Raw genomic sequence first — 22,087 nt, forward strand, 5'->3', positions numbered from 1 at the left:
GAGGGACGGACATTCATTTTTGCAAATGAAGGTCCGTCCCTCTTGATGAAAATCGAGATATCTTTTCAGTTAGGACTTCTACTTTGATCTCTTCCAGTAATTAAAAATCACATACAGCATTCCTAACAAAAGATATGTATTGAAAAAGGAAAACATTTGATCAAAGAACCATACTTCTATCCCATTCATGATGATGAATAGGAATGTTGTAACAATGAAGTAAATGACCACGTAACTGATGACCCCTTTTACTCCTTGTCCAACCCTTTTCTGAATCCATGTTCCAATCCAAATGGGCAGGAAGAAAATGCTTTCTAATTCTCTGTTCATTTATTGCTCCTTCTTTTTGTACAGTATCATAACTCCGTAATCAAATATGGTCATTGAAAATTTAACATCTATTATTTCAATGGTCTGATCTTCCAAGAAGTTATTCACTTTTTTATTCAAACCTGATTCTGTCATGCTTCTAAAGGTAGTTATTTTCAAAGAGACACCTCCTGTTACGAATTACATCAAAATCTATCATTATACTATACGTTTATATTCTCAAAAAGTTTCAATGACCGTCCTAAGGGATCCTCTTTTCCACTGCATTTCCGCGCGTTCTTCTAAATCGATGAAGGCTGCTTTTTCATTGACTATTCCTCTCCTATTGCGACATAAAAAAAAGATGCCTCCACTATATCGAGGCATCTCTCCTTCTTAATTATCTCAACCCATAAGCCTTAATAATTTCCTGCGTGATCTTATTCCCCTCATCATCCCAAGCACTCGCCTTCAATGAAACATTCGTTGCGTTCTTAGGGTTCTGGATTGTGGCGTTGAATGTGTCTCCGTCACGGTTAATCTTCACTTTCTTCCATGACTTCCCTTCGTTGAATGACACCTCTAAGGTAGCACCTTCCACGTTTCCGTAGCCGATCGCATTTTCTACTTTACCCACTGATAATTCAAGGTTAGTCGGACGGTTGGCTAAAGCATCTCCGTTGACGTCTGTATCCACTTTGTAGTCAAGTGTCAGGAATGGAAGGTTATATTGCCATTCTTCTGATGCTTCTGTCCAGAAAGTCCATTCTGTATGCGTGCGGGTAGATGTATTCCAGCGTTCTTCATCACGTTTGGCTTCTGTAACGAATCTGAACTGGGTGCGTTCCGCCGGAGCGATTCCGAAAGCGTAAATCGCTTGGCCTTTTCCTTCTTTCACTAATGTATCCCCCTGGTACAATCGGGATGTCTGATTTTGGACAGATACATTATATTCCGTACCGCCGGTGTTCCCTTTACCTGCGTCAGCCCATGCAGGGACATTGATTTGGAGAGAATCCCCTTGTCTTTTAGGACCCCAGTAGCCTTGTCCAAGACTTGGTCGGACGACCGGTGAGAACCAGTTCTCTGTGATTTTTTGTCCTTTTGTATACGTAACGAGTGGTTGACGGATTTCCCACGTTGCATCAAGCACATTTGCCTGGTGATACCAGCCTGTACCTTCTACAGCTGATACATATTCAGTACGGGCACTCGGCATTGAAAGCTTTTGAAGGAAACCTACGGCACCCATTGTATGTGGGCGAAGGTCATATCTGAATTCTCCCCCATCCGTTTCAATATGTGAATTGTAGCGCGTATCTATTTTCGCTAAATCCTTGCCTTTTGGTGCATAAGTCAAGTCCTTCGGGATGGATCCTTCATGGACATCCATCAGGTCATACACGTACGGAGAATCAGTGTTCCCTTCCACCTTCAGCTTTATATTCCCTGAACGGACCGCCTTTACAAGCTTATCCCCTTCTTTTTTGCTGATGGCAGCAACAGCTAGTGGATTGTCTGTATATTCCGGAGTTCCTGCATATACGCTGAATTCTTTATCTTCATTATTCACAACGATAACCAGCTTCGCTCCTGCAGCTGCGGCATTTGTTGCTTGTTGTGAAACGCTCACCTCTGCATTTCGATCCACTACGACAGCCTTTCCTTTTGCCTTCAATCGATCAAAGTCTGCAGCACTTCCTTTTCCGGCATACACGGTGGATAGATTATATTTTCCATCCAATAAGGTGCTTCCGGCTAACGGGATATCATCCAATTCTTTTCCGTTAAAATTGATCGTCAATAGTGGCTTGGTCAGGCGCCAGCGTGTCAGCTGCTCGAAGTATCCACTTTTCACTTCCTTGGTTGGTACGGCATATAGTTTATCGATCCACACCGGCATTAAGTATAAACTTGTCATTGGCATATCACCGATTGTTTGATGGTACTCCATCCGTTGATAATTCGCTTCTGTTTTCTTCGGTACCTCTACTTTGATTTCCTTCGCTTTTCGTGCATCCAACTCGACGGTTTTTGGACCGTTCAGCTTCACTTCCGGATTTCCAACAAGGGCTACACCTGCGTGATCCGTGTCCACATCGACATCCATAAGTGACATGGCGGAATAGGTTCCAGGCGGCAGACGAAGCTCTAATGAACCATCGACAGCGAAAACTTCAGGCTCCATTTTTTCACTGAACAGTACGACATAAGCCTGTCCTTTCGATCCGTCACGATCAGTTGCATTCAATGTAAGAGGATATCTTTCCTCTTCCTTGACCATTGCCATCGTCGTGCGTACGAGTTCTGTTCCATCCTTTTTGGCTGTCAGGAATCCTTGGTAGCGGGACCCTGTTTCACCAAGTGTGGAATCGAGTGTTACATTCACGTCCACCGTTCCTCTTGCCGGTACCGTAACGGTTTGATCAGAGACCGTCAGCATACCTGTTGGTGCCTCTTCTCCCTCTGCATTTGTAAAGGTTGACTCCAGTTCAAGAGTGATTTCTTCCTCACTATCATTTGTATAGGTCACTACCTTTTCTACTGGAGCTGCTTGATCATGTGGCCATTTAAAGAATCCGAATGAGACCGACCCTGTTGCCCTAACCTGTGCATCGAGGGCAGCAGCTACGTCCACCCGTCCTGTTCCGACATGATATGGCTGGTAACCATCAAGCTTCTTTGTCGTATTCATCAGAGCTTGTTTCAATGTCGTTCCATCCCATTCAGGATATTTTTCTGCTAAAATGGCAGCTGCACCCGCAACATGAGGAGTCGCCATTGATGTACCATCTAAACTTTTGTAATATCCTGTCCCACTGGAGTATTGGGAACGAGCCGCAACGATTCCCACACCTGGAGCTGAAAGATCCGGTTTAAGTCCCATATCCCCATAGCGAGGACCTTTGGAAGAGAAATACGCCAGTTCATCCGCTTTATCCACTGCTCCAACAGTCAAGGCTGCATCAGCTGCACCAGGGGATCCGATCGTACCTTCCCCGCCTCTGTTACCGGCAGCGATGACGAATAAAGTTCCATTTTCATCTGTCAATCGATTCACCGCTTCTGCCATTGGGTCTGTCCCATCACTTGGCATATCGCTTCCAAGACTCATATTGACGATTTTGGCATTTTCTGAGGCCCACTCCATTCCGTCGATGATCCAGGAATCCTGCCCGTATCCTTGATCACTCAATACCTTTCCAACTAATAATCGGGCATCGGGAGCGACACCTTTATGTTTTCCATCGCCTGCACCGGTTCCAAGAACGGTAGAGGCAACATGGGTTCCGTGACCATTGACGTCCTTCACTTCTTCACCAGGTACGAAGCTTACAGCATCATCAATCTGACCTGCTATATCAGGATGCTCCGAGTCGATTCCAGTATCAAGTACGGCAACCTTGACTCCCTCTCCTGTATAACCTTGCTCCCATGCGGAATCCGCTTCAATTTGCGGCACACTTTGATCAAGGGCTGCTTCTACGCGGCCATCCAGCCATATTTTATCGACGCCGTATTCAAATTGGGGTACTTTTTCCGTTTCATTCTTTTCACTTTGAACGGTGACGTCTTTCCAGAACGTATCTGCCTGCTTTTTCTCTGCAGAAAGGGCCGCTCCATTAATGCTTTCCAAGTCTCTCACTTTCTTCGATCCTTTTGGGGCCGGAGCTGCTGAGAAAGTCTTAGCCTTGGTTTCTTTGTATTCTACGATGACAGGTACAGACGCTTGATTCTTGTCATCATACCCATACTCGATCAATTTTGTAATATTAAATAAGTCTTCATCCATTTTTCCTGCGGCCATATAAGGCATGGCGGAGTTAGGGAATACGAATGTTTCCTCTTTAATGGTCATGACACGGACACCTTCACCATTCTTATCAGCAGGCTCCACATTAATGATCTGTTTGCCATTTTGGAGGGTCGACACCTTTACCACATCACCAGTGATGAGGGTGATAGTATGTTCCCCTTTAATTGCTTCATTCTTATCAATCTTAGACTCCTCGAGTTCCTTCCCCTTGGAAGAGATACCGAGTGCATCTACCTGGAACATCGAACCTGAAATCATCGTCGCAGCAATCGATCCAACAAGAAGTGGTTTCACGTTAAGCTTTTTCATGAACATTCTCCTATTCTATTCATTTCGTCAGTTGATTGATTCATATGAGTAGACTCTTGCTGAGGGAAAAATAAAGAAGGTATGTAGTCCTAAAAATATTTAAGTAGACTACCAGGATGAATTCGTCAGTGATCACCTCCCAGTTTACATGGTCGTATGCTAATACGGGGATGCAGGCTTGTTTCTCTAGGAGTCATTTTGTATGTCTGTGGTTAATTAAATTGTAAGTCTCAGCACAGGCAATACTCAATTGGGGTTATTTTTCGGGAGTAGAGAACTAGTCTCCATGTGAACACTAGATTCCATTCAACTTTTATATGAAAATAGATACAAAATTGTCACGTTTCCAGACTAGATGTCGAGGGGGCAAATTGGATATACTGATACCATTACAATCTAAGGGAGCAGTCAACGTGAATGAGATTAACCTTAAAGAACTGAGAACGAACCTGAACCGCTTCATGCTTTCATATAAATTCGCCCTTGAAGAAGTCCGGACAAAGATCAATATCTTAAGGGAAGAATTCCAGGTCATCCATGAATACAATCCGATCGAACACATTTCGACCCGTCTAAAGTCCCCCGAAAGTATCCTGAAGAAGATGTCAAAGAAGGACATGAAACCTTCCTTTGATCAGATGAAAGAACAAATCCGGGATATTGCAGGCGTACGCATCACCTGCTCGTTCATCGAGGATATCTATAAGGTGTCGGACTTGATTCAATCCCAACATGACATTACAGTGGTGGAAGTGAAGGACTATATCAAGACTCCGAAGCCAAATGGGTATCAAAGCCTTCACCTCATCGTGCAAATTCCTATTTTTTTGACAGATCGCGTGGAAGTCGTGTATGTGGAGATTCAGATCCGCACAATCGCCATGGATTTCTGGGCAAGTCTCGAGCATAAAATTTACTACAAATATAACAAGCAGATTCCCTCCCATATCCAGGATGGGTTAAAGGAAGCCGCTACACAGGCGGCTTTACTTGATCGCAAGATGGAACAGCTCAATCATGAAATCAATATATTAAAAAAAGAGGATGGAGAGGATTCGAGTTTGATGACACCGAATGAGGTTCATCAATTTCTGGTGCAGCTCTCAAAAGAGGAAGATTGACAAAACAAAGAGGCTTGCATGCTTCAATGCAGCTTCTTTGTGGGTCGAACCTGGATCTTCAGACCGGGACAGAGGACCTATCCCTATGTCTCACCAGGTAGGTTCATCCATTACTTACAATACTTTCGGAAGAGGATTTATGAATAGATAAAAAAAGAAGGCTGCGTCTAATGAGACGCAGTCTTCTTTTTTATACAGATGAGTGTTTGAGTTATGGACTTTCAGGGCAGGAACTAGTACCCATTCCGTTGTAGGTAGGGAAAACCAACCCTATTTATCGGTCATTCCGAACTAAATCTGCATACGATTCACGCTCAATCACGACCCGTGATTCCCCATCATGCACAAACACAACGGCAGGGCGGGGGATCCGGTTATAATTACTCGCCATCGAATACCCGTAAGCCCCTGTACTGAACACCGCCAGTATATCACCGTAATTCGTCGGAGGAAGCATCAGGTCCCAAATCAGCATGTCACCGGATTCGCAACATTTCCCTGCAATACTCACAAGCTCGGTGCATTCCTCTTGTGGACGGTTGGCCAGGACCGCATGGTATTTCGCCTGATATAGGGCGGGGCGGATATTATCCGTCATCCCTCCGTCAATCGCGACATACGTACGCACATCCGGGATGATTTTCTTTGATCCCACTTTGTACAACGTCGTACCCGCTTCTGCCACCATACTTCGGCCCGGCTCCACCCATACTTCAGGAAGAGGATATTCATTCTTTGCAAAATAGTTCTTCACACTATCGGTAATAGATTTCACATAAATTGGAATCGGCAAGGGCTGGTCTTCTTCCGTATACCGGACACCAAATCCTCCGCCGATATTCAGGACCGGCATCGTCACATCATACTCGATCCGGATTTTTTGCAGGAAATCAGCCAGTACTTGAATCGCCTGATCAAAACCTTCCCGTTCGAAAATCTGGGATCCAATATGTGAATGCAGCCCGAGTAATGAGAAGTACGGCTTGCGGAGAGCTAACTGAATCGCCGTATTCGCCTGTCCGTTGGAAATGCTGAATCCGAATTTCGAATCCTCCTGTCCCGTCGTGATGTACTCATGGGTGTGGGCTTCCACACCTGGCGTGACCCTGATCAGGATCTGAACCTTTTGCTCACGCTCCTTTGCCAGGTCGTGCAGCAGTTCAAGTTCAAGGAAACTATCGACGACAAAGCAGCCGATCTCAGCTTCAAGAGCCATGATGAGCTCCTCTTCCGACTTGTTGTTCCCGTGGAAATGAATGCGTTCAGCGGGAAATCCCGCCTCCAATGCCGTATACAATTCCCCTCCGGACACGACATCCAAGGATAGTTCCTCCTGCTCTGCCAGGCGCACCATCTCTTTACATAGAAACGCTTTACTCGCATAAGCCACCTGGTACTGCAAACCACTTTCCAGGAATGCATTTCGGAACAATCGTGCATTTTCACGGATCATCCTTTCATCGTAGACCATTAAAGGCGTCCCATAGGTCTCCACCAACTCACCCGTGCTCATTCCCCCGATTTCAAGATCTCCACGAACATTCACATCAACTGTACTCATATCCTATACTCCTTTTGACTCTCTCTAAAAAAACACAAAAAAACCGTATGAAGCGATGCTCATACGGTTTATCATCAAAAGTTTTGGAAACATGATGAAGACTATGTATTAACATCTCTTCAATAGTTCTCCACAACTTCTTCATTGTGACAGTCCAGCATTTCTTCAATGCTGGCCCAACAAAAAATAGAATTGGCTATTTTCTGCTTCGGCGATCTGCCTTTCCCTTCTTTTCTCAGAATCCATTATTCTCAAAGAAGGTACTCATCATACTCGCGCCTCTATTATCAGAGAGTGACGTATTATTTTGTTTGAATTACTATACCATTCTCTTGAAATAGTTGTCAATTGGTTTTTGAGAGAGAAATAGGCAAAATCCCCGGAATGGAGCCCGGGGATTTCGTGGATCATTTTATTTCAGATTGATTTCGAACGGTTTCATTTTGACGGGCTTATCATTTCTGCTCAATGACTCGAATGGAACAATTAGAGAGTAGTCCTCAAGGTTGGCATCCTGAGGCAATGTAAACGTGGATTGATAACGGAGAGTATCCTTATCCACTGTTTTCGTTGTAGCACTTCTGATCATATGATTCAGCATCTCATTATAATCTAGTTCATCCTTGGCATTTCTTTTAATATCTTTTGATGGGATCACCTGAACGAATTGAGCAAAATTCTCTAAAATATCATAATTGAATTGTTTTTCTTTGATGGCATCGATGGTGAAGTCCAGTGTCACCTTCCCTTTTACGTTTTGGATATCTTGTATCGTGACCTGATAGCCAAAACGAGGGCTCTTCACCTGGAATGGAGGTGAATCCTTCAGTGAGATGATGCCGTCTTCATCTACTCGCTCCATATCAGCTTGGACTTTCAGCGACTGTGCCTTATCACTGAGTTTACTAGTGAACAGCTCCCTGACAGTCTTTTGATAATCACCGTCAACTTCTTTGATATTCAGTGTCTCTGCACTGGACTTTGATAACCGGTTCCCTAAGTCATCAAACACGACCAGATTTAACGTATCCTTCTCCGACTTCACCGAATATGTATACTCCAGTGTAGTCGTAGCTTTTCCTTTAGTGATGGATGTCACTTGCAGCTCAATTTCACCATGGGGCGATTCTGTCCTTACATCTGTGTGGATCGTTTCAGATGGAATCCTCTCAACCGGTACATCAAAGGTCCAAGTCCCGTTCACATCGGCCATATGGGTGAAAGTTAACGGAAGGGTGAAGTTTTCCGGCGGTTCTTTCCCGTCCCGGTAAAATTCGATCGAGCCTATGAACTCATCCCCGTCTTTTTTAAGACCCGAACTTCCCGACCCCCATTGATTCTGATCCTTCCCGTCGAAGAGGTGATAGCTGTAACCGCTCACCGGACGATTCCCTTCGTCCATATGTTCAATGGAAAGGTCATCACCCTTCGCCTTGAAGGTGACCCCGATGATGTTCCCGTCATAATACGTGCTTGTAATCGTTACATCGACACCGTTGGAAGTGGCGGCCTGATTAACTTCCGTCACTTTATCGCTGAAATAGAGTTCTTTCCCGACCTGGGAACCTACTTTTTCGTAAATGCCGCCCAGTACAGGCAGTTTGGCCAGTGCATTGTTCACAGGTGCGAATAGGAAGCCCGAAATGAGTACCATGGAGGCAGCAGCGGTGGTAAAGGCGGCACTTATTTTGGCCGTTTTTTTCCGGACTTTTTGTTTTCTACCTTTTTGTATTCCTGTTGAGATTGCCTCAAAAACCTCTTCTTTTGGTACCTCGATGCTGTTCATTTCTTCCTCAAACCATTTTTTGTCCATACTGATTCACTCCTTCCAATAGCATTCTCAATTCCAGCTTTGCCCGGTGAAGATACGTCTTGACCGTCCCTTCAGGCGTACCCATCGTATCGGCAATCATCTTGATCGACTGACCCTGGAAATAGAATAAGATAATGACCGTTTGATAGTTTTGATTCAAAGACGCCATAGCTGTAATCAAGTCAATCCGCCCTTCTACATCCTGTTCTTCTGAGACGATGGCGGTATCGAGAAACTCATCCCCTGTCAGCACGAGCCGGTTTTGTTTCTTTAGGATGCTGTATGCCGTATGTATCAGGATCTTGATCAGCCAGGTGCTGAAATACTCCGGATTTTTCAACCGGGATATTGAGGTGAATGCTTTACAAACCGTTTCCTGCACAACATCCAGAGCATCCTCTTTATTTCTTACATATAGAAATGCCGTCCGGTATAACTTCTCACTTTCTGAGTGGATCAGCCTTTCGAATGCCTGTTCATTCCCCTTTATTGCTTTTTTTACAAGTTTTACATCCATTGATTAACCTCCTGTCATTCATTAGAGTCCGGTGGGGTGGGAAAAGTTTCAAGGAATTTTTTGTGTGGTGGAAAAGGGAGCATCTACCATATATTTCAAAAATACGCATAAATGATGTAATGAGACGCATTTAATATAAAATTGACGCAATTATCTTTGATAATGACGCAATTCCCCTCGAAAATGACGCAATCATGGCCGATTTCGACGCAATTAAGTAAATCGGATGGGGTCAGCCGCCAAGAAGTTTGAATAAAAATGATCCCAAAGTCAAATAAAGATTGAATCAACCTTTTTTAACCTCCACCGTTAGGCTTTTTGCTAAAAAAAGAAGCTTATCCCATCGATAAGCTTCAATCTGTCCGTCCCGTGTAAATCATCACAAAATGCAGGACTGCTTCCGTTGATTCCATATTGATGTAGCTGTGTACTTTATCACCATGGAACTTGATCGAGTCATACTGACCTAGCTCGAATTCCTCATCCTGCACCTTCACACGCACTCTTCCTTCCATGACCGTGACAAATTCAATCACCCCGGGTTGGTGGGCATCGGCACTGTACTCACTGTCCGGTTTCAGGAAGGCCCTGTGGGTTTCCAATGAGCCATAGCCAGAGGAAGTAAACATCGGTTCCAAGGTCAAGGATTCATTGGCACTGATCACTTTGCTCCCTTCATTTTTCCGGGAGATCTGGACTTCCTGTTTTTCCACGAGGAGGGCGGATATCGGGATAGCTAAACCATTCGCTATTTTCCAGATGATCGTCAAAGACGGATTCGCTTCTCCCCTTTCGATCTTGCTAAGTGTCAAAGTACTGACTTCGGTCATGGCGGCGAGCTCCTGCAGGTTGAGCCCGCGCTCATGTCGTATATGTCTCAGTGTCATCCCGACGTGTTGCGCCAATTTTTCCGGGTCCTGCCAAGTCAAACCGTCATTGTTCATATTCCTACCTCTTTCTATAGACAATGTATGTAAGTATATTATAATATATGTAAAATAAACTATAGTATATAAAACGGAAAGGAGTGTTCATCATCAAAGAGCTTGCTCTCGGTATCATTTCATCTATGTTCTTTGCCGTCACCTTTATTCTGAACCGTTCAATGGAGCTAGCTGGTGGAAGCTGGATGTGGAGTTCATCCCTGCGATTCCTGCTCATGCTCCCCTTCCTATTCCTTATTGTAGGTTTAAGGAAGAATGTAAATCAAGTGTGGATTGAAATAAGGAAGCGACCATTTGAGTGGCTGACATGGAGTTTTGTCGGGTTTGTGCTCTTTTATGGCCCTATCACTTATGCGGCTGCGTACGGACCGGGCTGGCTCGTCGCGGGCACGTGGCAGTTTACCATCGTCGCGGGCATCTTGCTTGCTCCCTTGTTTTATACTTCGGGACCGGTGAAGCGCAGGCACTCCATTCAAATAAGAGCACTGGCCATTTCCTCGATCATTTTAATAGGGGTTCTTTTCATCCAGCAGGAAAATGCCAGTGGATTGTCACCTTCAGAAATGGTCGTAGGTGTCTTACCTGTGATCATCGCAGCCTTTGCTTATCCACTAGGGAACCGTAAGATGATGGAGGTGTGCGGCGGGAAGCTTGATACCTTCCAACGTGTGCTGGGGATGACGATTGCAAGTACTCCCTTCTGGTTGATCCTGGGGTGCTATGCGTTTATCAAGGTGGGGGCACCAAGCACGTCGCAAGTGACACAATCTTTTATCGTCGCCATCTGCTCAGGAGTGATTGCGACATCCCTATTCTTCATTGCGACAAATCAGTCCCGCCATCATCCTGGGAAGCTTGCGGCAGTGGAAGCGACCCAGTCCACCCAGATCCTGTTCGTCATCATGGGTGAAGCGGCGATCCTGTCCGTTCCATTCCCATCAGGATCCGCCCTGATCGGCATCCTTCTGATCATCACAGGCATGATCATCCACACGCTGAACATAAAAAAAATGAACTCAGGAATTATTAAACCAATTAAATCGGCAAGTTAAAAAAGAGGGGCATCTGGGATGCTCCTCTTTTACTTTATTTAAATACCTTTCTTCTCATCCACTGGGTCGCAGCCCATTTATCTCCGATGACAACCGGTGCCCCGCCATGAAGCGTCAAGTCATTCAGCTCCTGGTTATCATAGAAATATTCGAAGTAGACTGCCATCCCCTTTTGCGGAGAGACAGAGAAATTCAATTTAGGGAAGTACGTTTCCCCGCCTTCTTCAACGTCATTCAAGTACATGACAAGGGTGCTGATTCTCGGATTCTTCACCGGCCGCGATGATGCCGAGAAGAAATCGAAGTGGGCCTTGTATTCCTGACCCGGTTTATAGTTAAGGATTTGAAGACCTTCCCCGTGCTCCACAGGTATATTCATAATTTGAGAGACTCTCTTTTCCACTCTAGTCACAACGTCATGTTCGCCTTCTTGAAGGAAAACGCTGCTGCTCGTTCTAAGTTCATCGACAGTACGGGTATTCCCTATCTTCGAACGCTGCACCCGATCCTTTGAAAGCTGGATGAGTTCATCACATTCTTCATGGCTCAGCACATTGCCAAGAACCACGACCAGTGGCTCTTCCATTTTTGCGATAATCTGAATATCCCGGTCTTCCGTCTTGATCTTATTCCCTGTATGGTGAAAAATCGTTTGTTCCTTTACAGCTATTTCAGTAGTATCCATTGTCAACTTTCATCAACCTCTTATCGTATTTTTAACATTCTGAATTTTTATGTTAGTGGAAGCATTCTTGTATTCTTCCAATCTGCAAAAACGACCGCAACAATAGGCATAGCTGTAGATTGTATTTGGCTGTTTCCTCCTGCATGTGTATTTTCATATATTTTACACCCGGTATGAGGGGAAATCTATCTTTTTTTTGATAAAAAATAAGGGAGATGATGGGATTCAGGTTGATTGAAGGATTGGCAGGGGCGCGGGGGCGTCACAGAAAAGACATGGATAGGTTTTATGCGTCAAACTCAGAAAAAAGACTGCCGAATCGAATTCGACAGCCCCTGAATTTTATTTCTTCAACCCTTCATACTGCACCAATACTTCCTTCGTAATCTCACTATCTTCATCCAGTCCGCTCACTTCTTTCAACACATGAGCCGGACCGTGCTCTTTGATCATACCTTGAATTTCGATAGCTTGTTCATCCTCAGGATTGTCAAACAATAGCGCTGCTGCAATCGCCTTGGCTAGATAAGAATAAGAGAGCCCCGCTTTTTGAGCCTCTGTTGTAGGACGGATCAAACGGTCCTCGGGACCAAGCTTGCGGATTGGTGCGCGTCCCACACGGGTCACATCATCATTCAGATAGGCATTTTTGAATCGCTCAATGTTCTTTTCAATATAAGCAAGATGCTCTTTTTCATCAAGTCCGTATTGTTTTACTAGATAAGCACCGGTTTCTTTCAACGTCTCTTTGACCTGATCGGCAATGGCATCATCCGCCAATGTTTGATCGATCGTTGTTTTCCCTTGCAGGTAACCAAGGTAAGCAATGACCGCATGTCCTGTATTAACCGTGAACAGCTTACGCTCGATGAATGGTGCAAGGTCGTCTACAATCGTCATCCCTTCAACAGGTGGGATCGCTTCCTTCGTTTCCACCACCCACTCATAGTATGGTTCAACAAGGACATCCAATGAACTCTGATCCTGCATAGGAACAATGCGATCCACCGCTGAATTAAAGAAGAAAACCTTGCCTTCAAGCTTACTTACCGTTTCTTCATCAAGATTTTCTAAAATATGTTTTTTCAAAATGTCCGTCGCACCGATCTGATTTTCACACGCGATCACATATAACGGCTCATCTGTAGACGCCATACGCTTAGTAATCCCCTTTGCAATCAGGGGTGCGATTCTCGGAAGGATATTCGGTCCGATCGCCGTCGTCAGGTAGGTGGACTGGCCGATCGTGTCGATTACTTCCCCTTCTTGATGAAGGTTGTTCAGGCCGGACACATTCTCGATCGTTTCCGTTTCCTTCGTTTCCGTTGCAAGCTTCACCTGGTAGCGACCTTCTTCATTCAGCTTGTTGATCACCTGCTCGGCGATGTCCACAAAGGTCACGTGGTAACCTGATTGGGAAAATAATGCTCCGATAAACCCTCTGCCTATGTTTCCTGCTCCAAAATGTACGGTTTGTTTCAACATCATCATTCCTTTATCAAATTAGTTTGTAAGTAGTCCAGAAATATATCTTCTAATTTTTTCAGGATGATCGCTTCGTTCGTGGACGAATAAATCATCATGCTTATATGATCTTCGATTAAGCTTGTACTGATCAGGCTGAGGATTTCCTGTTCCCGCCTGCTCAACTCTTCAGGGGCAAGCATGAGGAGGAGACTTTTCATCTCCATATCCACGCCGTCCATTCCCTTGATTCTGCACGGTTCATCCAGATGGGCTACCTGGAAGATCAGCCTCTTCACGTTACGGTCCCGGCAATGGAAGAGACCCATAATCGTTTTCGGAATCCCTAGTCCTCCTTTTTTCTCCCTTTCCATCAGCTGATGCATAACCACATGCGGCTGATGAAGAAGTTCTTCCCGTTCCGCTTGTTCCACCATTTCATTCAAAATACTGAGATGACTCCCCGCCGAATGCTTTCGGTACACCCGGAAATTGGTGAGTATAGCTTCCATGCTGGAATGGACATCCTTGATTTCCTTGAGGAGCATCCTGACTTCGGTTTTCTCACCCGATCGCGGTGCTGCCTTCAAATATTTCTTTCTGGTCAGCTTTTCGACATTATTCTGCAGATAGCTTTGGATGAATCCGATGTCCTTCTCGCTCAATAACGGGCTTACCAGAATATACTCCACTTCCGTAAAGGGGAGCCTTACTGTGGAAATGACGATATCGTATTCATCCAGGTTTGCCGTCTGAAAATCCTTGATTGACAGGATTTCCACCTTATTGATCATCGTCAACTCCCGCTGAATGCGGCTGGCGAGCATCTTGGACGTACCGATCCCCGTGGGACAGACGACCACGGCATGGATACTGACCTTCTCTTCATTCATCAGCATGGCCGATCCGAAATGAAGGACGATGAACGCCACCTCGTCATCGGGGAAAGCAATATCCGTGAATTCCGTTTCAAGGCTCTTTTTCACCGCTAAAAATAACACGGGATACTTCTTCTTGATTTCATCCGTCAATGGATTGAAAAGATCCAGCTCCTGCTGCAGGCGGAAGATGGACGGTCCCATATGGGCAAGCAGGCCCTGGAAAAGGGAAAAGTCATCAGACAGATCCACATGGAGGTCTGCCGATACATCCTTGATGACATTCTTGATGAGATGCCCGAGGAGGATACTGTCATAGTAAACGACGTCGGGATCCTGAACTTTGGATCCTTTTAAAATGACCGTCAAAAATTGGACGTCCCGCTTGGTCATCGGAATTGAAAGCTTATCTTTCAGTTCCCTGTAAATCATGTCCATCAGCTGATATTCAGTAGAATCATGATCCTCTGCTTGCTCATATTTCTGTATTTCGAAGCCCTTTTCGGTTCGTTGTATCGTCAGGCATGTATACACAACGAGACCGATATAATCACTGTCCGTCAAGGTGATCTGACCTTCTGCCAAGTATTGGTTCACCACCCGGTCGACAGCTAGTAAATAGTCTGGTTTGAAATACCCCAGCACCGGCACATCTAGGTGATTCCCCTTTTGCATCCCGTACAAGGTCTCGATGATGTCTTCATAAAAGTAGACGAGGAAGAAGCTTGCCAGGGCATGACGCTTGTCGGCTTCATCTGCGGCAAGCTCCACCCCCACCCCTCGTTTCCTTGTCAGGGTGATGCCGTATTTATGAAGCCAATCGGCGAGCTCATCGAGATACGAAGTGAGGGTCGTGACGCTGATCCCCAGCTGCTGTGCAAGTACCTGTTTTTTAAAGGAAGGCCCTTCTTGGAGAAGGATGATCAGTAAATTCAGCTTTCGCTCTTCTGGTGTTTCATCGGTGGGATTTACTTCCGCAAGATTCTGGATCAAGCGATAGATGTGTTCATTCTTCCCGTCGATGAACAGGCCTTCATTGGCCGTTCGCTTCAGTTCTAAATGATATTGTTTTAAAATGCTTTCGATGGATTTCAGGTTGCGCTGAACGGTTCTCCCGCTCACATTCAGAAATGCAGAAAGAGAGTACACGGTATGTTTCCCCGATGTTTTTACGATCAATTCGATGATGGATTTTTCCCTTGATGTAATAAACATGCTTTCCCCTCTTTCCCTGAATTAGCTTTTATCGATACAAATGAGAACAGAAAGGCAGGGACCCCGCCTTTCTGAATGAATTTTCTAGTTGCTGTTAATGATGTCTTTCAGTTCTTTGGCTGACTTGGCCTGAACCATCTTGTTGACGTTTTCCTGTTCGGAGCAGACAACGGCGATGCCTGATAGGATTTCCAGATGTGTGCCATCCTTACCTGCGATACCGAAGATCATCTTCGCCTTCTCTCCGTTGAAGTCGACGCCTTTCGGAACTTGAACGACCGTGAATCCGGACTTGATGACGGCTTTCTTCGCATCTTCCGTACCGTGTGGAATGGCTACATTATTACCCATATACGTAGATGTGATTCCTTCTCTGTCAATCATAGCATCTACATAGCTTTCTTCCACGTATCCTGCTTTGACGAGGGATTCTCCTGCGAACCGGATCGCCTCTTCTTTTGTGGCAAATTCCTGGTTCATGAAGATGTTCTCTTCCAGGAGAAGATCATCATCATGATCTGCATTCGGTTCAGTGTTTACCGCTTCTTCCTCTGCATCCTCCACAACCTCTGCCTGCTCATCCGTGATCCCGTCCTGAAGACTCGCGATCAGCTTGTCGTACTCTGGACTGGATAGGAAATTATCCACGGAAATGTGATAGGCATTCGGAAGTTTATTTTTAGCCCGCGGCGTCAGTTCTTCCTGTGTGATGACGACTTGAGCGTCAGAAGGAAGGTTACTGATGGACGTGTTCGTCACGCTGACATCCAGACTTGCCGCTTTTACTTTCTTACGGAGTAGTGAAGCCCCCATGGCACTTGAGCCCATGCCTGCATCACAGGCAAAGACGATTTTGTTTACTTCTTCAGGCATTGTTCCTTGGCTCACTTGGCCTGCTACAGAACTCTTCTTGCCTTTCATTTCCTGCATTTTCTTCGTTGCGCCTTCGATGTCTTCATCTGTGGTCTTGCTTGATTTCAAGACGATGGCAGACACGATGAAGGAAACGGCTGCTGCCACAAGGACGGCTGCAAAGTTTGCGAGATACGCCAATCCTTCTGGAGGGGTAACCGCGGTAATCGCAAGGATACTACCAGGTGATGCCGGTGATACCAATCCTCCCCCTAATAGAACAAGGGTAAACACTCCGCTCATTCCACCAAGGATGACGGAAACGAACAGCATCGGTTTCATTAATACGTACGGGAAGTAAATCTCATGAATCCCACCGAAAAAGTGAATGATTCCTGCTCCTGAGGCCGATTGCTTCGCTGTTCCTTTTCCAAAGAACATGAACGCCAGTAGAATTCCAAGACCCGGTCCCGGGTTTGCTTCTAAGAGGAACAGGATCGATTTACCACCCTGTTGAACTTGCTCCAATCCGATCGGTGATAGTACACCGTGGTTGATGGCATTATTTAAGAATAGAATCTTTGCAGGTTCGATCAGGATACTTGTTAATGGAAGCAGTCCTGCTGCCACAAGCCAGTCAACACCTGATACCAGTAGATTCGTAAATGCATCCACGGCAGGTCCTACACCGAGGAATGCCAGAATTGCAAGGATTCCACCAAGAATACCTGCGGAGAAGTTATTGACGAGCATTTCAAATCCTGCTCTGATTTTCCCTTCGATCATCTGGTCAAACTTCTTGATGACGTAAGCACCCAATGGCCCCATGACCATGGCACCCAGGAACATCGGTGTATCCGGTGCACCGACAATGACACCCATTGTCGCGATTGCACCCACGACCCCACCTCGCTGGTCGTGTACGAGCTTACCTCCTGTATACCCGATTAAGAGCGGTAACAGGTACGTAACCATCGGCCCTACCAGTTTGGCAAGGCTTTCATTTGGAAAGAACCCAGTTGGTATGAACAACGCTGTAATTAAACCCCAAGCGATAAATGCGCCAATATTCGGCAGAACCATTGAACTGAGGAAGTTACCAAACTTTTGTACCGCGACTTTCATATTTGATTGAGCCACTTCTCTCATCCTTTCATGATTGAATAATAATTTCTCCTATATTCATCATAGGCTCCGGATGGTGACGGTTTCAACAACGATGAAAACTAACTTTGTCACCCTTGTCACGACAAACCTATTGTTTCTCTGGTGTGGGAAGTTATTCTCACTTAAGAGGGACGGACCTCCTGCTTTTAGAGCAGGAGGTCCGTCCCTCTTCTATATTCTTAATCCAAGTTCACCTTCACCCGGTCATCCACATATTTCGTTGTGCTGTATCCCCCTATTTCAAGCTTGGTCAAGTTTACATCTTCCCTGGACGAATCGTTATAAAATTCAATGGTTTGCTCCGTCTCGAAGTAGCGGGGTTGATCCAATTTATCATACTCATATACATCGATTTCATGGATCTTGCCGTTTTTGTCCATCAATACCCCATCGCCATCACTTACTCCGATTGAAGTATTTTCATTCATCAAATAATCGCTGGAGAACCCGTAGTTCACTCTTTCATAGGCACGATCCTTCGTTACTTCATGCGTAACAAACACCTTCGCCGGATTTCCTTCCTGGACTTCATCAATGGTGATGGTATTCCCTTGATACTCAAATTTCCGGGGCAGGTTCTTGAGATCGTCAAGTGGGATGGTTTTCCTATCGTCTACTGATAAATGGATGGAATCAAACAGTATATCAACTTCTTTTGGATCTTCAAAATATAAGGTGTCAAAGCTTGATGTAAAGGCACTCCATCCTTCCTGGTCAAAGGATTCCACGTACATATTTCCTCCAAAGAGGTCTGCCTTTACATTCTTCTTGTCCGTTCCCAGGGAATCAAAGGTAATGACATCGATCCTTCTATCCCCACCCTGATTCTGAAAGCTGTACTGGAGGAGCGTCGTGGTCGGCGCAATCGTGAGCTTATCCAGGCGGACCTTAATCCCGTCAATGGCGATTTCCTTTTCCAGCTCATGCACCCGGGATGACTGCTTTGTAAACGGAATGTCAAAGCTCCAGTCTCCTTCTGCAAATGTCAGCTCCCTACTGAAATACTCACCTTTTTGAGTGTCCTGATCTACTTGCATGAGTCTTGCCACATTCAATTTAATGGTTCCGCTGTCCATTGAAACCGGCAGGAGACTCATGGTACCTTTATACACATTCTTCTCTTCATTTTGTATTTCGTCCTGATCGACAGGAGGAGAATAGAACATGTTTTGCCGATCACGTCTCATGACGTCATATTCATTTTCAATATGGACGCCTTCATGAGCATTCATCATATATCGATTGTCTTTCTCGGTATCTTCTATTTCATAAAAGACAAGAGTCTGTACATCATCGGCAACGACACTCTTGATGGTGATCTTCACCCCATTGCTTTCCGATTCGAGATTCAGCCGTTCCCCCAGGTTATGCTGGAGGATCGCACGCAATTGTTCATCCTCTTCCGTCCATGCATAGTATAAACTGGAGAATCCACCTGTCACGAATCCGATCGATAGTACCATCGCCAAAACACCTGCGAAGGCAAGCCAGATCGATTTCCGTTTCTTTTTCTTCCTTTGCCTGCGCGCTTCTCTTTCCTCCACCTTGCTCTTGATCCTCTCCATGAATTCAGCAGGGATCTCTATGGAATCTGTCATTCCTGCTAAGGTCAGAACCACTTCCTGAAAAGAAGCCAAATCCTCCTGACAGCCCTGACAATGGTAGATATGCATCTCAAACTTTACCTTTTCAGGCCGATCCATCGTTCTACCTAAGTACTCAAGATAATGCCCATGAAATTCCCGACAGCCCTCGAAAGAACCGTGACCCAACTCTTCCCTAAGTTTTCGTACACCTGAAAATAGCCAGGATTTAACCTTCTCTATTGAATTATCAAGAATACGTCCAACTTCTGCAAAAGAGCATTCGTTGAAATACTTTAAAGCAATCGCCTCTTTTTCATGATCCTCTAATTGATATAAGGCATGAAAGAGCGTTTGAACAGATTTCTTACCCTCTGAATCCAGGAAACTCTTATTTTTAGAAAGATCCCGGCCAATATGTATAAAATGAGAAACAGCCCACGATTCAAAAGAAGTTTCTTTTTTCAAACGATGTAATTCATTATGTACCACGATGATCGATCGATAAAATATCTCTTCCAGATCCTCTTGCTTACTTACATAAATCCGTCCCAGGGCATAGAACGATTGTTTACGCTGCACAAACCAATCCATGACCGATTGCAGGTCCTTTTCCCTCATCCCACTGACCAAAAAGGGAGCTGTTTGCGGTGTGACCATATTTGTATTCCCCTCCTTTAAAACGAAATATTCAAAAAATATAACATGTGATTTAATTTTACCATATTAAGGGTGTATTTGGGATTCTATATGAGGGCATAAAAAAAGGTCTGAACCCTATTCCATACAGGAATTGAGATTCAGACCTTTAACTTGAGTCGATTAAATCCGGTCAATTACACCAAGCAGTTCATGAATATCCAGCACGATCAACTTTTCGCTGAGACACCCAGTGTTTATACAGTTTAGGAAGTGCATTCCACTGATATCTTGTCCCTTTGAATTCCGTATGCTATCCTCTATATCTCGCTACTCCCAGGGCATAATGTTCCCAAAGAATACCTTCTATCATTTCACCCTGATTTTCTTCGCATGCGATAATCAAGATTACTTCTGAGGATTTCCCTTTTAACGATCTCCTTCTCGGTTTCAATACCACTTCTGTCAATATCCGAATCATGAATCCTATCATAAACCCCGCCGCCGCACCAATCAGACCCCAGTAAATGGGACCCCACGCCAGATCAAAACCGATACTCGCACCAATGACAGATAAGGCTGTTGCAAGAGCCATGCCGATATCAATGAGAGACGTTCCATCCGAACGATGAATGGAATCAAATACTTTTCGCTTTTCCGTTCGCTTATCCAACGGCATCGCAAATATATCTTCTTTCTTTATCCCTTGTTCCTCCACCATGGCAATGGCCATTTCTAAATACGCATTATGTTCAAACGTTGAGAATATCTTCATTCGATCACTTCGCTTTTTTTACTTTTCATAGGTTGAAAAGTGGGTGATTGATAATTTTTCTTAAGAAACGCCCGCTGTTCCTTTTCAAACAACTTATTATTCTCCACCGTATTCATATAGGAATCAAAAATGGAAAAACCATATAGTGAAGGGAAAAATAAGAGCCATTCAGGATTGATGACACTGGTTGCCTCCTTTATTTCTCCTAAGAATAATAGAGAAATGGCCTCAAGACCGTGTGAATAGTAGAAAAAGACAACAGTCCAAATGATCACGAAAAATGCTGTTACAATCCTATGGACATATAATTGTCCGAGACCAGGGATAAATAAGGACCACAATACGGACATAACCGGATTTCGTTTATCCAAATAATTGATTTCAAGTGCTCCTATGCTGAATGAATTAAAAGGGTGGGCTTCCCGGTCGGCTAATATGTATACTTTATTCATGTCAACCGTGGTCCTATAACTATCCCATATCCCAAAAATATAAACAGGAATATAAATCAAAAGCCATCTCGTATCTAAAATCTCCTTCGCCATCTCGATCTCACCTTGAAACGAATAAATCATGGCCAGATTGACATTCGCTTGCAGATTCACTATGACTTCCCATATGAAGAGGACAAAACCACGCAAATATTTCGATAATAGTAAATGGCCAAATCCGGGAAAAGCTGCACTCCACCATGCGATGATATACGGATTCCGCACGTGGATCTGGGTGGTGCCAAGAATACTGACATGCGCTGTGTAACGCCTAGCTGTGTTGTCGCTTGTATGATTGTCCATGAGGAGGTCAGGTCACCTTTACAAAAAATGATATATATTGTTAGTGTGCCTATCTGGAATATGTTTATTCTTTACTGATACCCTGCCTAAGTGTGAGTATCACATCTAGCTATTAAAGCAAAAAAGGCCTGGATCCCAATAGATCCAGACCTTTCGCATATCTATAAACGGTCGATTTCACCAAGCTGCTCGTGCATGTCCAGCTCGATCATCTTTTTTGCCTTGGAGAAGGTAAATACTTCGTTAGAGACCCAATGATTATATAACTTAGAAAGTGCGTTCCTGTGATAGACCGTGCCTTTGACCTCTGAGAAGAAATAGATGATCAACAGGTTGACCACGTCTACCGGAAGGGCCTTTTTTCGCTCGATTCCCTTTAACGACAAAGTATCCAATCCTCTTAATCGGTCTCCAATCACAGATTCTGCCATAAGAAATGGATCTGCCGTCCGGCATAATGTCACTAATTCTGGATTAATCTCTTCAAATTTCAAGTGAATTCCCCTTTTACATAGAAAGTGAACGAAATTCGTTACACTTCAACCTTCATTAGATTGTAAGATCAATTACTATGTATTATAACAAAAAAACG

17 protein-coding genes and 1 riboswitch are annotated in these 22,087 nt (G+C 44.6%); of the genes, 2 read left to right on the forward strand and 15 right to left on the reverse strand.

Going from position 1 to position 22,087, the window contains the following annotated elements; genetic code table 11:
* Positions 1–78: 78 nt before the first annotated feature.
* The 3 genes from RSX31_RS19460 to RSX31_RS19470 form a co-directional block, all read right to left on the reverse strand.
* Positions 79–330: a hypothetical protein gene (locus RSX31_RS19460; RefSeq protein ID WP_148994482.1), complete on the reverse strand. Its 252-nt coding sequence runs from the start codon at positions 328–330 to the stop codon at positions 79–81.
* Positions 331–489, reverse strand: coding sequence for a hypothetical protein (locus RSX31_RS19465; RefSeq protein WP_187443553.1), 159 nt, complete (start codon positions 487–489; stop codon positions 331–333).
* 220 nt (positions 490–709) lie between these two features.
* Positions 710–4,435, reverse strand: coding sequence for a S8 family peptidase (locus RSX31_RS19470; protein WP_148994483.1), 3,726 nt, complete (start codon positions 4,433–4,435; stop codon positions 710–712).
* Between the two features lie 461 nt (positions 4,436–4,896).
* Between RSX31_RS19470 and RSX31_RS19475 the strand changes: the two genes are divergently transcribed.
* On the forward strand, positions 4,897–5,556 hold the full coding sequence (locus tag RSX31_RS19475; RefSeq protein ID WP_262371850.1) for a GTP pyrophosphokinase: 660 nt from the start codon (positions 4,897–4,899) through the stop codon (positions 5,554–5,556).
* 274 nt (positions 5,557–5,830) lie between these two features.
* Here RSX31_RS19475 and lysA read toward each other — a convergent pair whose 3' ends face one another.
* From lysA to RSX31_RS19495, 4 genes are all read right to left on the reverse strand, one after another.
* Entirely contained in the window at positions 5,831–7,117 is a 1,287-nt protein-coding gene (gene lysA / locus RSX31_RS19480; RefSeq protein ID WP_315635723.1) for a diaminopimelate decarboxylase, read from the reverse strand.
* A 115-nt stretch (positions 7,118–7,232) separates the two neighbouring features.
* Positions 7,233–7,409, reverse strand: a riboswitch (Lysine riboswitch).
* Between the two features lie 120 nt (positions 7,410–7,529).
* Complete coding sequence (locus RSX31_RS19485) at positions 7,530–8,930, reverse strand: DUF4179 domain-containing protein (RefSeq protein ID WP_315635724.1); 1,401 nt, start codon at positions 8,928–8,930, stop codon at positions 7,530–7,532.
* On the reverse strand, positions 8,911–9,447 hold the full coding sequence (locus tag RSX31_RS19490; protein WP_148994488.1) for a sigma-70 family RNA polymerase sigma factor: 537 nt from the start codon (positions 9,445–9,447) through the stop codon (positions 8,911–8,913). Before RSX31_RS19490 ends, RSX31_RS19485 begins: the two co-directional genes overlap by 20 nt.
* A gap of 353 nt (positions 9,448–9,800) precedes the next feature.
* Entirely contained in the window at positions 9,801–10,391 is a 591-nt protein-coding gene (locus tag RSX31_RS19495; protein ID WP_315635725.1) for a helix-turn-helix domain-containing protein, read from the reverse strand.
* A gap of 92 nt (positions 10,392–10,483) precedes the next feature.
* Between RSX31_RS19495 and RSX31_RS19500 the strand changes: the two genes are divergently transcribed.
* Positions 10,484–11,443, forward strand: a complete 960-nt coding sequence (locus RSX31_RS19500) for a DMT family transporter (RefSeq protein ID WP_315635833.1) — start codon at positions 10,484–10,486, stop codon at positions 11,441–11,443.
* 34 nt (positions 11,444–11,477) lie between these two features.
* Here RSX31_RS19500 and RSX31_RS19505 read toward each other — a convergent pair whose 3' ends face one another.
* From RSX31_RS19505 to RSX31_RS19540, 8 genes are all read right to left on the reverse strand, one after another.
* A complete protein-coding gene (locus RSX31_RS19505; protein WP_148968201.1) occupies positions 11,478–12,128 on the reverse strand; it encodes a 2OG-Fe(II) oxygenase in 651 nt (216 codons plus the stop codon).
* Positions 12,129–12,470: 342 nt separating this feature from the next.
* Positions 12,471–13,610, reverse strand: a complete 1,140-nt coding sequence (locus tag RSX31_RS19510; protein ID WP_397548112.1) for a mannitol-1-phosphate 5-dehydrogenase — start codon at positions 13,608–13,610, stop codon at positions 12,471–12,473.
* Between the two features lie 5 nt (positions 13,611–13,615).
* Entirely contained in the window at positions 13,616–15,685 is a 2,070-nt protein-coding gene (locus RSX31_RS19515) for a BglG family transcription antiterminator (protein ID WP_315635727.1), read from the reverse strand.
* Positions 15,686–15,769: 84 nt separating this feature from the next.
* Entirely contained in the window at positions 15,770–17,677 is a 1,908-nt protein-coding gene (locus tag RSX31_RS19520; RefSeq protein WP_315635728.1) for a PTS mannitol transporter subunit IICBA, read from the reverse strand.
* A gap of 206 nt (positions 17,678–17,883) precedes the next feature.
* Positions 17,884–19,947 (reverse strand): DUF4179 domain-containing protein, encoded by a 2,064-nt coding sequence (locus tag RSX31_RS19525; RefSeq protein ID WP_315635729.1) that lies wholly within the window; start codon positions 19,945–19,947, stop codon positions 17,884–17,886.
* Positions 19,948–20,239: 292 nt separating this feature from the next.
* Positions 20,240–20,701 (reverse strand): hypothetical protein, encoded by a 462-nt coding sequence (locus RSX31_RS19530; RefSeq protein ID WP_148994494.1) that lies wholly within the window; start codon positions 20,699–20,701, stop codon positions 20,240–20,242.
* Complete coding sequence (locus RSX31_RS19535) at positions 20,698–21,495, reverse strand: hypothetical protein (protein WP_148994495.1); 798 nt, start codon at positions 21,493–21,495, stop codon at positions 20,698–20,700. The genes RSX31_RS19530 and RSX31_RS19535 overlap by 4 nt, the downstream gene beginning before the upstream one ends.
* A 161-nt stretch (positions 21,496–21,656) precedes the next feature.
* Positions 21,657–21,989 (reverse strand): hypothetical protein, encoded by a 333-nt coding sequence (locus RSX31_RS19540; RefSeq protein ID WP_315635730.1) that lies wholly within the window; start codon positions 21,987–21,989, stop codon positions 21,657–21,659.
* Positions 21,990–22,087: the final 98 nt, after the last annotated feature.

Source organism: Rossellomorea yichunensis (assembly GCF_032337515.1).
GTDB classification, from domain to species: domain Bacteria; phylum Bacillota; class Bacilli; order Bacillales; family Bacillaceae_B; genus Rossellomorea; species Rossellomorea yichunensis.

What these genes read in the sequence shown, in the direction of transcription:
- RSX31_RS19460 (WP_148994482.1), bottom strand. Translation starts at nt 330, where the DNA reads ATGAACAGAGAATTAGAAAGCATTTTCTTCCTGCCCATTTGGATTGGA.
- RSX31_RS19470 (WP_148994483.1), bottom strand. Translation starts at nt 4,435, where the DNA reads ATGAAAAAGCTTAACGTGAAACCACTTCTTGTTGGATCGATTGCTGCG.
- RSX31_RS19475 (WP_262371850.1), top strand. Translation starts at nt 4,897, where the DNA reads ATGCTTTCATATAAATTCGCCCTTGAAGAAGTCCGGACAAAGATCAAT.
- lysA (WP_315635723.1), bottom strand. Translation starts at nt 7,117, where the DNA reads ATGAGTACAGTTGATGTGAATGTTCGTGGAGATCTTGAAATCGGGGGA.
- RSX31_RS19485 (WP_315635724.1), bottom strand. Translation starts at nt 8,930, where the DNA reads ATGGACAAAAAATGGTTTGAGGAAGAAATGAACAGCATCGAGGTACCA.
- RSX31_RS19490 (WP_148994488.1), bottom strand. Translation starts at nt 9,447, where the DNA reads ATGGATGTAAAACTTGTAAAAAAAGCAATAAAGGGGAATGAACAGGCA.
- RSX31_RS19495 (WP_315635725.1), bottom strand. Translation starts at nt 10,391, where the DNA reads ATGAACAATGACGGTTTGACTTGGCAGGACCCGGAAAAATTGGCGCAA.
- RSX31_RS19505 (WP_148968201.1), bottom strand. Translation starts at nt 12,128, where the DNA reads ATGGATACTACTGAAATAGCTGTAAAGGAACAAACGATTTTTCACCAT.
- RSX31_RS19515 (WP_315635727.1), bottom strand. Translation starts at nt 15,685, where the DNA reads ATGTTTATTACATCAAGGGAAAAATCCATCATCGAATTGATCGTAAAA.
- RSX31_RS19525 (WP_315635729.1), bottom strand. Translation starts at nt 19,947, where the DNA reads ATGGTCACACCGCAAACAGCTCCCTTTTTGGTCAGTGGGATGAGGGAA.
- RSX31_RS19530 (WP_148994494.1), bottom strand. Translation starts at nt 20,701, where the DNA reads ATGAAGATATTCTCAACGTTTGAACATAATGCGTATTTAGAAATGGCC.
- RSX31_RS19535 (WP_148994495.1), bottom strand. Translation starts at nt 21,495, where the DNA reads ATGGACAATCATACAAGCGACAACACAGCTAGGCGTTACACAGCGCAT.